12 protein-coding genes are annotated in these 14396 nt (G+C 47.3%); 1 reads left to right on the top strand and 11 read right to left on the bottom strand.

Annotated features, from left to right (window positions below):
* Window positions 1–129: 129 nt before the first annotated feature.
* From K0H60_RS10070 to aroA, 9 genes are all read right to left on the bottom strand, one after another.
* Window positions 130–672: a DUF2058 domain-containing protein gene (locus tag K0H60_RS10070; protein WP_220058061.1), complete on the bottom strand. Its 543-nt coding sequence runs from the start codon at window positions 670–672 to the stop codon at window positions 130–132.
* A 59-nt stretch (window positions 673–731) separates the two neighbouring features.
* Window positions 732–1559, bottom strand: coding sequence for an SDR family oxidoreductase (locus K0H60_RS10065; protein ID WP_220058060.1), 828 nt, complete (start codon window positions 1557–1559; stop codon window positions 732–734).
* Between the two features lie 71 nt (window positions 1560–1630).
* Window positions 1631–2326, bottom strand: a complete 696-nt coding sequence (pyrF, locus tag K0H60_RS10060; RefSeq protein WP_220058059.1) for an orotidine-5'-phosphate decarboxylase — start codon at window positions 2324–2326, stop codon at window positions 1631–1633.
* 42 nt (window positions 2327–2368) lie between these two features.
* The gene (gene lapB, locus K0H60_RS10055) at window positions 2369–3529 is read right to left on the bottom strand and encodes a lipopolysaccharide assembly protein LapB (RefSeq protein WP_023267046.1); all 1161 of its coding nucleotides are present in this window, start codon (window positions 3527–3529) and stop codon (window positions 2369–2371) included.
* Window position 3530: 1 nt separating this feature from the next.
* A complete protein-coding gene (locus K0H60_RS10050) occupies window positions 3531–3806 on the bottom strand; it encodes a LapA family protein (protein ID WP_011626213.1) in 276 nt (91 codons plus the stop codon).
* Window positions 3807–3929: 123 nt separating this feature from the next.
* Window positions 3930–4217 carry an integration host factor subunit beta gene (ihfB, locus tag K0H60_RS10045; protein ID WP_011072380.1) on the bottom strand — a complete coding sequence of 96 codons (288 nt, stop codon included), beginning with the start codon at window positions 4215–4217 and terminating at the stop codon, window positions 3930–3932.
* A gap of 73 nt (window positions 4218–4290) precedes the next feature.
* Window positions 4291–5958, bottom strand: coding sequence for a 30S ribosomal protein S1 (rpsA, locus tag K0H60_RS10040; RefSeq protein ID WP_011622695.1), 1668 nt, complete (start codon window positions 5956–5958; stop codon window positions 4291–4293).
* 102 nt (window positions 5959–6060) lie between these two features.
* A complete protein-coding gene (gene cmk / locus K0H60_RS10035) occupies window positions 6061–6753 on the bottom strand; it encodes a (d)CMP kinase (RefSeq protein WP_011716971.1) in 693 nt (230 codons plus the stop codon).
* Window positions 6754–6936: 183 nt separating this feature from the next.
* Entirely contained in the window at window positions 6937–8217 is a 1281-nt protein-coding gene (gene aroA / locus K0H60_RS10030; RefSeq protein WP_220058058.1) for a 3-phosphoshikimate 1-carboxyvinyltransferase, read from the bottom strand.
* 435 nt (window positions 8218–8652) lie between these two features.
* On the opposite strand from aroA, the gene K0H60_RS10025 reads away from it, so the two are divergent.
* Window positions 8653–9843 (top strand): amino acid aminotransferase, encoded by a 1191-nt coding sequence (locus K0H60_RS10025; RefSeq protein ID WP_220058057.1) that lies wholly within the window; start codon window positions 8653–8655, stop codon window positions 9841–9843.
* Between the two features lie 242 nt (window positions 9844–10085).
* Here K0H60_RS10025 and serC read toward each other — a convergent pair whose 3' ends face one another.
* A complete protein-coding gene (gene serC / locus K0H60_RS10020; protein WP_220058056.1) occupies window positions 10086–11177 on the bottom strand; it encodes a 3-phosphoserine/phosphohydroxythreonine transaminase in 1092 nt (363 codons plus the stop codon).
* Window positions 11178–11282: 105 nt separating this feature from the next.
* Entirely contained in the window at window positions 11283–14039 is a 2757-nt protein-coding gene (gyrA, locus tag K0H60_RS10015; RefSeq protein ID WP_220058055.1) for a DNA gyrase subunit A, read from the bottom strand.
* Between the last annotated feature and the right edge of the window lie 357 nt (window positions 14040–14396).

The following is a 14396-nucleotide window of genomic DNA, read 5'->3' as shown; positions in this document are numbered from 1 at the left end:
CAACTCAGAACCAGCAAAACCGTTAATGTGAAATACGGGCAATAAAAAACCCTTAAGTTGCCTTAAGGGTTTTAGTGTAGCCAGAGATAAGCAATGCGTCGTCGGCTTAGCTCACGATTAACGCATTGATTACCACATTAAATCGTCTGGGATCGCATAATCGGCATAGGGATCATCTTCGACCTCAACCGCTTTCCTTTCATCTTGTTTCCACAAGTAACCGCACCATTGTGGCACCAATAGATTGACGCGCTCGGCCAATTTATGGGGGACTAGGTAGCTCTTATCTTCATATCGAACAATCCCTAACAGGCCTTTAAGCAGTTCTGATTGGATCTTCTCATCGATATAGACTGAATAGATTTTATTGTCGAGGGTATAGTTAAATTTTACCTCGGCATGGCTTGGGATCTTAATCGCAAATTGAGTGAATTCACTCACTAAGCCACGCACTTGCCCACGGGCCGTCGCTTCGGCAAAACGCTGCTCGTTCAATGCCTTATCTTTTTCAGCTTGGAGTCGTTTTTGCTCGGCAATGTCACTCTTCAATGCGCTCGAACCATCATCCACCCGCGCCTTTTTGTCGCGACGTTTTTGCGTCTTCACATCACGCACTTTTTGTTTACTGGCAAGGCCAGCCTTAAGCAGCTGCTCTTGTAATGCATTCGCCATGGATTTTCACCCGATTTCTCTATCAAATAAATAAGTTACAACGTTTTAGCAATGAGTTATCACTGCTGAGCTTTAGTCGCCAACTCGCCTAATGCCGTCATTGCAATGCTCGCACCGCCAAGTGACCAGCCACCATCGACGGGTAACACAACCCCTGTGATGTACGAGGCATATTCTGATCCTAAAAACATCGCGGCATTAGCAATATCTTGCCCTTCACCATTGCGTTTTAACGGTACAGACTGTGCAACTTGCTGTTGCAGCGCAGCGCTCGGTGCTAAACGGTTAAATCCTTCAGTGTCCGCGATTGGTCCAGGAATAATGGAGTTTATGCGGATCCCTTCGCAGCCCCATTCTATCGCCAGTGTCCGAGTGAGCATGTCTACGCCCGCTTTGGCGGCGCACACATGGGCTTGCATTGGCATGGCTATCGATGCCTGCGGCGCCGAGATTTGAATAATATTCCCTTGGGGGCAACGCAGTAAAGGATAAGCCGTCTTTAGCACTTGAAAACTGCCCAACAAGTCAATATCCATCACGGCCTTAAAGCCATTAGCAGAGAGTTTTGCCGCAGTCGCCGGAAAGTTGCCTGCCGCGCCACTGACCAACACATCGATAAAGCCAAATTCGGAGGCGATGGCTTCAAAGCCCTGCTCAACCGCAGCCAAATCCCTGACATCAAAACTCACCCCGAGGTGGATCCCATCTGGATTTGACTGTTTTAGTTGCAAAACGGCGGCATCAATCTTGTCTTGACTGCGACTCGCCACCGCCACATTCGCGCCAGCCTGCGCAAACGCGTTGGCTATCGCGAGGTTAATTCCACTCGTACCACCGACAACGACAACATTCTTACCTTGATAATTAAACATCGTAGTATTCAGCATGGGCATTCTCCGTGAACGGTCAAATTAACGTGCGAATAAGTGCTTAGCCGCAATGGTTGTTATCATGCCTCTCAAGCGAGAGATTGATGAATCGCCTGCAGCGCCGCCAGAGGATCGACGGCTTTAGTGATTGGTCGACCAATCACTAAATAATCAGAACCGGCGGCAAGCGCCTCCGGTGGCGTCATCACCCGGTGTTGGTCACCCACGTCACTGCCCACAGGGCGGATCCCCGGGGTGATAAGTTTAAAATCTTGACCTAAGAGTGATTTAAGTACGCTCGCCTCTTGCGCCGAACAGACCACACCATCAAGCCCCGCCTGTTTGGTGAGTTTAGCGAGACGTTGCACATGCTCAAAAGCTGGTACATCAATGCCGATGAGTTTTAAATCCTCATCGCTCATGGAAGTGAGAACCGTTACTGCGATTAGCAGAGGTGCGTCATTACCATAGGGCAGCAATGCTTTTTTCGCCGCTTCCATCATGGCCAAGCCACCGCTGGCATGCACGTTTGTCATCCACACACCAAGTTCTGCCGCAGCCGCGACCGCTTTGGCGACCGTATTAGGAATATCGTGAAACTTTAAGTCGAGGAAAAGATCGAAACCACGGTCGTGAATATCTTTCACCAATTGTGGGCCAAACAGGGTAAACATTTCTTTGCCCACTTTGAGGCGGCACATGTTGGGATCGAGTTGATCTATCAGTTGTAAGGCGTGGTTTTTATTATCGTAATCAAGCGCTACGAGGATAGGTTTGGTCGTCATCATCTCTCCAACTGGGTTACACTAACAAGGTATTTCTAAAGGTTATTCACCGTCTAAGCCACGGATCCGTTTAATGGTGCCCCATTTTTTACAGGAGGGGCAATGCCAATACAGGGTGTGGGATGGGAAACCGCATTCTTTACAGCGATAACTTGGACGGAATTTAATTTGTTGTTCAACAAGTTGCTCAAGCATAGTCAAACTTTGTTTGGCTTGCCCTTCTTCTGCTTGACGCAGGTGCATCTGCATTAAGTGCTGAAATCCCTTCATGGTGGGATGGCGATACAGAGCATCCAACACCATGTTTTCAGCAGCTTTTATCTCATCGAGACTAATCATATGTTGAGCAAGCGCTACCACCACTGAGGCGCCCGCCCCTTCGGCCATCGCGCCCGCTAATAATTCTTGATAGCCCTCTTTATCTTGGGTATCACGATACACTTGCTTGGCCGTTGGTAAAGCATCGGCAAAGAGTTCTATGTCAGCCTTTTTCAGTGCCATCAGCATAGATTTACACTGGTTGTAATCCTTGGCGTCGAGGAATTTTTTAGCAAGTGTGAGTAAGGCTCGGCCGCACTTAGGATCTTGTTTTAATGCTTGTTGTAATAACTTGATCTTGTCGGCATCGTCGCTGGTTTCATCCGCAAGCTGGCAATAAAAATGGGCGATAATCGGTTTAAGCACCTGCTGACGCTTGCGACTCAAGCGCTTGGTGATATCGATAGCTTTTTGCCATTCCTTAATGACCTGATAAATGGCAATCAGCTGCGTCTCTGACTCTTCACTATGGTCATCTTGACTCACCAAATTCAGGAAAATCTCTTCTGCACGGTCGTAAAACCCCGCGGCAAGGTAATCTTTACCCAGTTCCATCATCGCGATATCGCGCTGCTCATTGGTGAGTGTGGGACGTGCGATTAAGTTTTGATGGATACGAATGGAGCGGTCAACTTCACCGCGTTTGCGGAATAACGACCCGAGGGAAAGATGGGTATCGATGGTTTCATCGTCCACATCGAGCATACTGATAAACAAGTCGACCGCTTTGTCTGACTCGTTTGACAACAGGAAATTCAAGCCGGTGAAATAATCACGACTTAATTGCTTACGCTGATTACTCTGGTTTTGCCTTATGCTCCGCCGCCCCATATACCAACCGTAACCGGCAGCAATAGGAAGCAACAGGAAGAGGATCTCAAGCATATTAGGCGTCTACACCTTGAGGAGTTTTAGCGGTTTGGACCGTTAATTTCTTTCTGGTCGCCGCTAAAGCCAATTTAAGTTTGACAATATAATAGCTGGCCACGAGCCAACTCAACATAAAGCCTGCAAAGAAAACCACGGCTAATACTACGGGTAAACGGTACTCACCCTGAGCCACAAAGTAGCTGATCGTCACTACTTGTTCATTACGCGCACCAAAAATCAATGCCACGATAAATAACAGTGCCACAAGGACTGTCGCTACAAAAGATTTCACGTCGCACTCCCTTAAACGCCTTTCAATTTTCTGATTATCCAAGAAATTTACTGAGCTGACCAGCTTTGCCTTGCATTAGATATAAAAAAGCCCCCTTACGGAGGCTTTTTGTAATGCGGTCAATTATACATTAACTGCGTCAACGCGTTCGCGCAGTTCTTTGCCTGGCTTAAAGTGCGGGACGTATTTGCCTTCCAATTCAACTGATGAACCAGTCTTTGGATTACGGCCAGTACGCGGTGCACGATAATGAAGCGAGAAACTACCAAAGCCACGGATCTCAATACGATCACCGCTTTCTAATGTCGTTGCCATTTGCTCCAACATCTCTTTGATTGCGCCTTCAACCTCTTTCGCCGACAGCTGCGACTGCCTGGTGGCGAGTTTTTCGATCAGTTCGGATTTTGTCATCCTAGCTATCCCCTATTATCAAGCCAAACACAGTCACCTAATGGGGAGAAAAAACTCCCCATACAACAGGCGATTATTTGCGAGCTGCTTTAAACGCTTCAGCCATTGCATTACTAATAACAGCGTCTTCTTGTTTATTCAAGGTCGCCATTACTTCTTTTTCTTCAGCTTCGTCTTTCGCTTTGATTGACAGGCTGATAGAACGGTTCTTACGGTCAACACCCATGAACTTAGCTTCGATAGCGTCACCTACTGAGTAAACAGTAGATGCATCTTCGATGCGCTCACGGCTGATGTCAGCTACACGGATGTAACCTTCAACAGTGTCAGCTAGTTCAACAGTCACACCTTTAGCGTCAACAGCAGAAACAGTACCGTTTACGATAGTACCTTTCTTCTTGTCAGCTAAGTAAGCGTTGAATGGATCGTCTTCAGTTTGTTTAACACCTAAGCTGATGCGCTCGCGCTCTGGGTCAACAGACAGAACCACTGCGTGGATTTCGTCGCCTTTCTTGTACTCAGATACTGCGTCTTCGCCAGTGCCGTTCCAAGAAATGTCAGACAGGTGAACTAAACCATCGATACCGCCGTCAAGACCGATGAAGATACCGAAGTCAGTGATTGACTTGATCTTACCAGAAACCTTGTCGCCTTTGTTGTAACGAGTTGCGAAGTCATCCCATGGGTTGGTCTTACATTGCTTCAGACCTAGAGAAATACGACGACGCTCTTCATCGATGTCCAGAACCAGAACTTCAACTTCATCACCTAAGTTAACCACTTTAGATGGGTGAATGTTCTTGTTAGTCCAATCCATTTCAGAAACGTGAACTAAACCTTCAACGCCTTCTTCGATTTCAACGAAACAGCCGTAGTCAGTCAGGTTAGTTACGCGACCAGTTAACTTAGTGTTTTCTGGGTAGCGCTTGCTGATTTCTAACCATGGATCTTCGCCAAGTTGTTTCAGACCTAGAGACACACGAGTGCGCTCACGATCGTACTTCAGAACTTTAACGTTGATTTCGTCACCAACGTTTACGATTTCAGATGGGTGCTTAACGCGTTTCCATGCCATATCAGTGATATGTAACAGACCGTCAACGCCACCTAAATCTACGAATGCACCGTAGTCAGTCAGGTTCTTAACGATACCTTTAACTGCTTGACCTTCTTGCAGGTTTTCTAACAGTGCATCACGCTCAGCGCTGCTTTCTGATTCGATAACTGCACGACGAGAAACAACTACGTTGTTACGCTTCTGGTCTAGTTTGATAACTTTGAATTCTAATTCTTTGTACTCTAAGTGAGCGGTGTCGCGAACTGGGCGCACGTCAACTAGAGAACCTGGTAAGAAGGCACGGATACCGTTTAATTCAACAGTGAAACCGCCTTTCACTTTACCATTGATGATACCGATTACAGTTTCAGCATCTTCGTAAGCTTTTTCCAGAACGATCCAAGCTTCGTGACGTTTTGCTTTTTCGCGAGACAGTTGAGTCTCACCGAAGCCGTCTTCAACAGAGTCAAGAGCTACGTCAACTTCATCACCAACAGCGATTTCTAAAACGCCTTGAGCGTTTTTGAATTGTTCAGCTGGGATTGGGCTTTCAGACTTCAGACCTGCATCAACCAGAACCATACCGTTTTCGATAGCAACTACAGTACCACGAACGATAGAGCCTGGACGGAATTCCAGAGTTTGAAGGGATTGTTCAAATAGATCAGCAAAAGATTCAGTCATGTTTAAGTTACTTTAATGTAATAAACCACAGTCAATCCTAGACGTGGAGTCAGTCAAATTATCCGTATCATCCTTAATACGAATACCTATCCAAACAATAACTTAGTTATTGTGGGATAATTTTTGGTTGATGTAGTTGAGCGCAAGCTCAAGTACTTCATCAATACCTTTATCGCTAGTATCGATAACGAGCGCATCCTCGGCAGGGACCAAAGGGGCCACTGGACGATTCATATCGCGGTCGTCACGCTCGATAATTTCAGCTAAAAGGCGCTCGATATTAACATCGAAGCCCTTGTCCTGCAACTGATTATAGCGTCTTTGAGCCCGCTCCTCTGCAGAAGCAGTTAAATATAATTTAGCCGATGCCGTTGGGAAAACAACCGTGCCCATGTCGCGGCCATCGGCGATTAATCCGGGTGCCGTTCTAAAGGCACGTTGACGACGTAATAAGGCTTCCCGCACACGGGGAAATGCCGCCACTTTAGAGGCCGCATTTGAGCATTCTTGAGTACGTATCGCAGTAGTGACGTCTTCACCTTCTAAGATCACTTGAACTGGGTCTTTCTCGTTGCCGGTTAAAAATTTCACATCAAGGTGCGCAGCAAGGAGGGTGATGGATTCTTCATTTTCCAGTTCTACATCGTGGTGAATTGCAGCTAACGCAAGCACTCGGTAAATAGCACCACTATCAAGTAGTTGCCATCCGAGATGTTTAGCCAACAATTGGCTAATTGTCCCTTTACCAGCACCACTTGGGCCGTCGATTGTGACTACAGGAGCCCGTTCAGACATACATTCCTCCGCAAAAAATAATCATCATCCGTGAGTTCTTAACTAGAGCCCCGAAAATGAGCGCGCCGCATTGTACAATACTATACAAATAAAATCCGTGGATTTTTTATGAAGTTTAGAAGCCGCTCAAATGCGGCTTCATCATCTTGATATGACCCTAAGTCAGTCTGTTACAGGAAGCGGTTAGGCTTTGAGACTGGCAAATTGGGCAAAATAGTCTGGAAAGGTTTTCGAGGTGCAATCGGGATCATTGATGGTGATCCCGCAATCGGCAAAGGCCATCATGGCGAAGCACATCGCCATGCGATGATCGTTATAAGTATCAATCTCTGCGGTGTTGAGCACCGCTGGCGGGGTGATTTGAATATAATCATGGCCTTCTTCCACTAAGGCCCCCACTTTACGCAGCTCGGTGGCCATCGCCGCTAATCGGTCGGTTTCTTTAATGCGCCAGTTATAGATGTTACGAATGGTGGTTGTGCCCTTAGCAAACAAGGCCGCGGTGGCAATGGTCATCGCCGCATCGGGGATATGATTCATGTCTAAATCAACCGCGGTTAACGCTGCGCCACGGGCAATAATGTAATCATCGCCCCACTCAATATCGGCGCCCATTTTTTCCAGCACATCGGCAAATTTCACATCGCCCTGAATGCTTAAACGGCCTACACCCGTGACTTTCACTTCGCCGCCTTTAATGGCTCCTGCGGCTAAAAAGTAAGATGCCGAAGATGCATCCCCTTCCACTAACACTTTCCCCGGAGACACATACTGCTGCCCGGCAGGGATTTCAAAGCGGGCATAGTCATGGTTAATCACCTGAACGCCAAACTGTGCCATCAGCGCTAAAGTAATGTCGATATAAGGCTTTGAAACCAGTTCACCTTTGACATGAATATTCACACTGCCCTTAGCGAGGGGGGCAACCATTAACAGCGCGGTTAAGAACTGGCTAGACAGATCCCCTGCAATTTCCACATCGCCACCGTTAAGACCGGTTGCATTGATGGTTAGAGGCGGAAATCCTTCATTCTTAAGGTAAACAATATTGGCGCCCAATTGCTTTAAGGCATCGACCAAGTCACCAATGGGGCGCTCTTCCATGCGCGGTTCGCCGGTTAAGGTAAATTCGCCGCGGCCTAAGGTGAGCGCAGCGCACAATGGACGCATCGCCGTGCCCGCATTGCCTAAAAACAGCGTTTGCGCGGTATCTGATGAAATCACGCCGCCTAAGCCAGTCAGTTCACAGACAGTATTATTTTGCGATAAGCGGTATTCGACGCCCAACTGCTTTAAAGACGCCAGCATATGACGAATATCATCGGAGTCGAGCAAATTGGTTAGCGTAGTGGTGCCTTTGGCTAAGGTCGCTAATAATAACGCGCGGTTAGAAATGCTTTTTGAGCCCGGAATGTTGATCTCACCGCGGACTTGCACAACAGGTTCAAGACGTAATTGCTTCATGAATAAATCTTCTTTCTCTTAGGGCGTAACCATCGACGGTACGCTGATTGAAAATAGGTAAATGGCAACCTCACGCTACATAGCGTCAAGTTAAGATTACAAATTAAAGGAGATTGGGGACCTTGTTGGTGCTTCGTCGTTATAAAATTACCGATAGTGACGCAGGATTCAACCGTTTTTTGCTAAAAAACGGCTTTTTAAACCGGAAAATTACTCAAGTCAGTCTAAAAATAACAAAAATATAAAATATCAGCGGTTAAATTGTGATCTAAAGCGTTTTTTGGCAGGCTTTTTTGCCAGATTAATTGGCCATAGTTCACAGTTTTTGCTTTAAATTTTTCATCTATCCACGCTATTCTAGGTTTCAAACGATAAATCACGCATATTCTTTGCAATTCATGTTGTCGCAATATAACCAAAAAGGTAGATGGAGCCATGTTTAACTCACTCGTCGCAATGCCTGCGGATCCTATCCTCGGCCTATTAACCCAATACCGTGAAGACTCACATCCTCAAAAAGTCGACTTAGGTGTGGGCGTATATAAGGATCCCGCGGGAAACACTCCCATCCTTAATTGCGTGAAAAAAGCCGAAAAATTCCGTTTAGACACTGAAACTACCAAAGTGTATATCGGCCCAACCGGTTCGCCTCAGTTTAATACCCTGATAACAGAATTAGCCTTTGGCAGTGATCACAGCGCGATCATCGCCAACCGCATTCGTACTGTATCCACTCCTGGTGGTACGGGCGCCCTGCGCGTTGCCGGTGATTTTATTAAACGCTGCAATCCTAATGCGGTGCTATGGGTAAGCGATCCCACCTGGGCGAACCACACAGGTTTGTTTGAAGCGGCAGGCATTACCGTTAAAACCTACCCTTACTATAATTACGACACTAAATCGTTAAAGTTTGATGAGATGCTCAGCGCGCTTGCGCAGATTGGTCCGAACGATGTGGTGCTGTTCCACGCCTGTTGCCATAACCCGAGCGGGATGGATTTAACGACAGAGCAATGGGATAAAGTGGTTGCCCTCACCAAGGAGCAAGGTTTTACCCCGCTTATCGACATGGCTTACCAAGGTTTTGGTGATGGTGTTGATATCGATGCCTATGGCGTGCGTAAAATGGCCGCTGCTGTCGATAATATGATCCTGTGTAGCTCTTGCTCGAAAAACTTCGGTCTGTACCGTGAGCGTATCGGTTCATGCTCTGTGGTTGCAAAGGATGCGAACACGGCAAACATCGCGCACTCTGTACTGCTTTACGTGGTTCGCTGTCTGTACTCCATGCCACCAGCCCACGGCGCGGCAATTGTTGAAACCATTCTCGGTTCGGCAGAATTAAAGCAAGAGTGGTTAGATGAGCTCAAAGTGATGCGTGACCGCATCAATGGTAACCGCGCGATTTTAGTCGAAAAACTCAAAGCCAATGCCGTTGAGCGTGACTTTGGCTTTATCGCACGCCAAAAAGGTATGTTCTCCTTCCTAGGGGTTAATCCTGAGCAAGTGGCACGTCTGCAGAAAGAATTCAGCATTTATATGGTGGGTTCGAGCCGCATTAGCATTGCAGGCATAAGCGAAGACAATGTGGATTACTTAGCCAAATCGATTGCTAAAGTACTGTAACGAGACAGTTGGGATGAAGCGCCTGAGTTGGCCTAAGTCCCCTAGCCTTACACTTCTGCTATTGCTCAGTGCTAGTTTTGACATAAGTACCAGCTTTAAATAAGTATTAAGCTTTATGCAACCAATAAAAAACGAATGCCTAGGCATTCGTTTTTTGTCTCACCTTAGGCTGTTAAAACTGACTTTATTCGACGCGTATCAGTCAGCGAGTTAAGCAAGTTAGGTAAACTTCATTACTTGGCTTAGCTATGCTTTGCCGCAAATTCGTTCATAAAGCTCACCAGCGCGGCGACACCTTCAAGTGGCATCGCATTGTAAAGGCTGGCACGCATGCCACCAACGATTCGGTGCCCTTTTAAGGCCACTAGGCCCGCCGCTTCGGCCTCTTTTAAGAAGGCGCCATCAAGGGATTCATCCGCCAGTTGGAAAGTCACGTTCATTTGTGAGCGGTTTGCCGCGACGACACCATTTTTATAGAAAGGATTGGCATCGATACAGGCATACAGCATTTGCGCTTTTTGCTGATTGATTTTCGCGATACTTGCCACACCACCTAAGGATTTGAGCCAGGCAAACACTTCGGCCGCTAAGTACCAAGCAAAGGTTGGCGGCGTGTTGAACATGGAGTCATGCTCCACCGCTAAACGGTAATCCATGATGGATGATTGGGTTAAACTCGGCAGTTTCAACATATCATCACGCACTATCACAATTGATAAGCCCGAAGGACCAATGTTCTTTTGCGCACCAGCATAGATTAAGCCGTAACGACTGACATCGATTTCGCGAGACATAATGGTAGATGATAAGTCGGCGACAATCGGCCATGGACTGTCTAACTCATCAAAAATTTCGATACCATCAACTGTCTCATTTGGGCAATAGTGCACATAACGGTAATCGGCATCTATCTTATGCAGAACAGGCAGCACTACTGCATTGAGTCTATTCTGTTTTTCAACAATGTTAAGGCTATCAATTTGCGCGTCGCCCGCTAGCTTTTGTGCTTCGGCTAATGCTGCAGAAGACCATTGACCACTGACTAAATACAGGGCTCGGCCTTGGTTGCCTAAAAAATTATTCACAACGGCAGAGAACTGACCGCGACCACCACCGTGCATAAACAACACATGATAGTTCTGTGGAATGTGCATCAGCTCGCGTAAATCCGCCTCAGCTTGCTTGGTCAGCGCGATAAATTCCTTACCTCTGTGGCTGACTTCCATCACGGAGACACCTAGCCCATTCCAATCGAGTAATTCCTGTTGTGCTTTTTTCATTACCGCTGCGGGTAACATCGCAGGACCTGCACAGAAATTATAAATCGCGCTCACTACCACTCTCCTTATTTACAAACCATGATATTAGAATTCATAAAATAAAACGTTGCCATGAAAAAAACGAGCGTCCAATTGGACGCTCGTTTTCATACTCTCGAATTAGTCTTCGTCTTGCTCGTCGTCAAGCTCTTCGTCTTCGTCTAATTCTTCTTCCAGTTCATCTTCTAAAGGCTCTTCTTGAACAGAGTCACCTTCAACAACAACTGGGACGATTGGCATACCGTTTTCATCCAGCTCGACTTCATCTTCGTCGCCTTGGATCTCATCGATACGTTGCAGACCAACCACTTTCTCGTCACTTGCGGTACGGATAATGGTCACACCTTGGGTGTTACGGCCGATGATAGACACACCGTTCGCAGGCGTACGGACTAAGGTACCTTTATCGCTGATCAGCATGATTTCGTCATTACCGCCAACTTGTACCGCGCCAACCACCGCACCGTTACGCTCGCTCACCTTGATCGATACCACACCTTTGGTCGCGCGGCTCTTCGATGGGTATTCAGACAGTTCAGTACGTTTACCGTAACCGTTTTCGGTCACGGTTAAGATAGCGCCATCGCCCTTAGGTACGATGAGAGACACCACTCTTTGACCTTCTTCGAGCTTAATACCGCGAACACCGGTCGCGCCACGGCCCATTGGACGCACGCCCTTGAAGTTGATCTGTGGGTTACCTTCTTCGTCCAGCACTGGGTTGCCGTTTTCATCGAGAACAGCCACTTCTTCGCCTTCTTTAAAGCGAACCACTTTACCTTCGTTCGAGAACAACATGATCTCATCATCACCATTGGTGATATCGACACCGATCAGCTGGTCACCGTCTTTCAGATTCACGGCGATAATGCCGTTAGCGCGTGGGTTGCTGTAAGCCGTCAATGCAGTCTTCTTCACGGTACCGTTAGAGGTCGCCATGATGATGTACTTATCTTCTGCGTATTCACGCACTGGTAGAATCGCCGTAATGCGCTCACCATCGGACAGCGGCAGTAAGTTGACAATCGGACGACCGCGCGATGTGCGGCTCGCAAGCGGTAATTGATAGACCTTGAGCCAGTACATCTTACCGAAATCTGAGAAGCACAGAATTGTATCGTGGGTGTTCGCAACCAGCAGTTTTTCAACGAAATCTTCGTCTTTCACCTTAGTAGCGGCTTTACCCTTACCACCACGACGCTGGGCTTGGTAATCGCTCAGCGGTTGGTACTTGGCGTAACCTAAATGTGACAGGGTCACAACCACGTCTTCTTCGTTGATTAAGTCTTCAAGACTCATATCAATTTCGTTGGCGTTGATGACAGTGCGGCGTGCATCACCGTATTCGGCCAGAATTTCTTCCAGCTCTTCTTTGATCACTTCCATCAAACGCTCAGGGCTGCGCAGAATAAACAGCAGACCCGCGATGAACTCGAGCAGCTCTTCGTATTCAGCGATGATCTTGTCGTGCTCAAGACCAGTTAAGCGGTGTAAACGCAGCTCTAGGATTGCCTGAGCCTGCTGCTCAGTCAGGTAATATAAGCCATCACGGATGCCGAATTCTGGCTCTAACCATTCAGGACGCGCCGCATCGTCACCTGCTTTTTCAAGCATGCCCTGTACATGGCCAAGTGCCCAACCCTGTTCAACCAGTTTGACTTTGGCATCAGCTGGGGTTGGCGAGGCTTTGATCAGCGCAATAATCGGATCGATGTTGGCGAGTGCGACCGCTAATGCCTCAAGGATATGGGCACGTTCGCGCGCTTTACGCAGTTCGAATACGGTACGGCGGGTCACCACTTCACGGCGGTGCAGGATAAAGCATTCGAGCATTTCTTTTAAGTTGAACAACTTAGGCTGACCATTGGTCAAGGCCACCATGTTGATACCAAAAGAACATTGCATTTGTGTCTGGGCATAGAGGTTGTTCAGAACAACTTCGCCCACTTCACCGCGTTTGATTTCAATAACGATGCGCATACCGTCTTTGTCAGACTCGTCGCGCAGGCCGCTGATGCCTTCAATCTTCTTATCTTTGACTAACTCAGCGATTTTCTCGATGAGTTTAGCCTTGTTCACCTGATAAGGAATTTCGGTGACGATAATGCGTTCACGGCCGTTATCTTCGGTTTCGACTTCAGCCAGTGCGCGCATCACTGCGCGGCCGCGGCCCGTCTTATACGCATCGATAATGCCTTTACGGCCATTGATAATCGCCGCCGTTGGGAAGTCTGGGCCTGGAATATGTTCCATCAACTGTTCGATAGACAACGCAGGATCGGCGATCAGTGCTAAACAGCCCTTAACGACTTCGGTTAAGTTATGAGGCGGAATGTTAGTCGCCATACCGACCGCAATACCCGATGAACCGTTGATTAACAGGTTAGGGACACGTGTCGGTAATACAGCGGGAATTTGTTCTGTGCCATCGTAGTTGGGCACATAGTCAACGGTTTCTTTTTCAAGATCGGCGAGGAGCTGGTGCGCTAACTTGTCCATACGGATTTCGGTATAACGCATTGCCGCTGCGGAGTCACCGTCAACCGAACCGAAGTTTCCTTGACCGTCGACTAAGGTGTAACGCAGAGAGAAAGGCTGAGCCATACGTACGATAGTATCGTAAACCGCCGAATCACCATGGGGGTGATATTTACCGATCACATCACCAACCACACGGGCAGACTTTTTGTACGGCTTGTTCCAATCGTTCTTCAATTCACTCATGGCAAACAGCACGCGGCGATGCACAGGCTTAAGGCCATCACGCACGTCTGGTAATGCACGTCCCACGATGACGCTCATGGCGTAATCAAGGTACGAATTCTTTAGTTCGTCTTCGATATTAATTGGCGAAATAGATGATGCCAGATCAGTCATAAACTGCTCGTTCCCCTGAAAATTAGCCGACAACGTATAATCCGTATCATTGAGCGGCCCAAAAACGTGATTTGGCATTCTAACACAGTTATTTAATGTCGCCAGACCTATCCTACGTGAATTGCGAAGGATGTGGCTTAATAGATGAAAACACTGTCAATTTGCCCTTTTAAACCCGATAAAACCCGTTGTTAATGGCGAAATTGAAGCCAAGACTTGATTAATCTCTGAGCAGAAAAACCGCTCTGCTTCACAAAGTGTTTAAGAATTAATGATAATTGCTGAAATTTCACTCAACCACAAAGACTTAGGATCAGCCAATACTGTGTTTATCCCCCATTGTCGTTATAATAGCCG

Origin of the sequence: Shewanella mangrovisoli, assembly GCF_019457635.1 — a bacterium.
Classification (GTDB): Bacteria; Pseudomonadota; Gammaproteobacteria; order Enterobacterales; family Shewanellaceae; genus Shewanella; species Shewanella mangrovisoli.
The sequence above is the reverse complement of the archived record's forward strand: the minus strand, read 5'-3'. Positions and strand labels throughout refer to the sequence as shown.

Excerpts from the sequence above, each read along its gene's own strand:
- K0H60_RS10070 (WP_220058061.1), bottom strand. The coding sequence starts at position 672 with ATGGCGAATGCATTACAAGAGCAGCTGCTTAAGGCTGGCCTTGCCAGT.
- K0H60_RS10065 (WP_220058060.1), bottom strand. The coding sequence starts at position 1,559 with ATGCTGAATACTACGATGTTTAATTATCAAGGTAAGAATGTTGTCGTT.
- pyrF (WP_220058059.1), bottom strand. The coding sequence starts at position 2,326 with ATGACGACCAAACCTATCCTCGTAGCGCTTGATTACGATAATAAAAAC.
- lapB (WP_023267046.1), bottom strand. The coding sequence starts at position 3,529 with ATGCTTGAGATCCTCTTCCTGTTGCTTCCTATTGCTGCCGGTTACGGT.
- ihfB (WP_011072380.1), bottom strand. The coding sequence starts at position 4,217 with ATGACAAAATCCGAACTGATCGAAAAACTCGCCACCAGGCAGTCGCAG.
- rpsA (WP_011622695.1), bottom strand. The coding sequence starts at position 5,958 with ATGACTGAATCTTTTGCTGATCTATTTGAACAATCCCTTCAAACTCTG.
- cmk (WP_011716971.1), bottom strand. The coding sequence starts at position 6,753 with ATGTCTGAACGGGCTCCTGTAGTCACAATCGACGGCCCAAGTGGTGCT.
- aroA (WP_220058058.1), bottom strand. The coding sequence starts at position 8,217 with ATGAAGCAATTACGTCTTGAACCTGTTGTGCAAGTCCGCGGTGAGATC.
- K0H60_RS10025 (WP_220058057.1), top strand. The coding sequence starts at position 8,653 with ATGTTTAACTCACTCGTCGCAATGCCTGCGGATCCTATCCTCGGCCTA.
- gyrA (WP_220058055.1), bottom strand. The coding sequence starts at position 14,039 with ATGACTGATCTGGCATCATCTATTTCGCCAATTAATATCGAAGACGAA.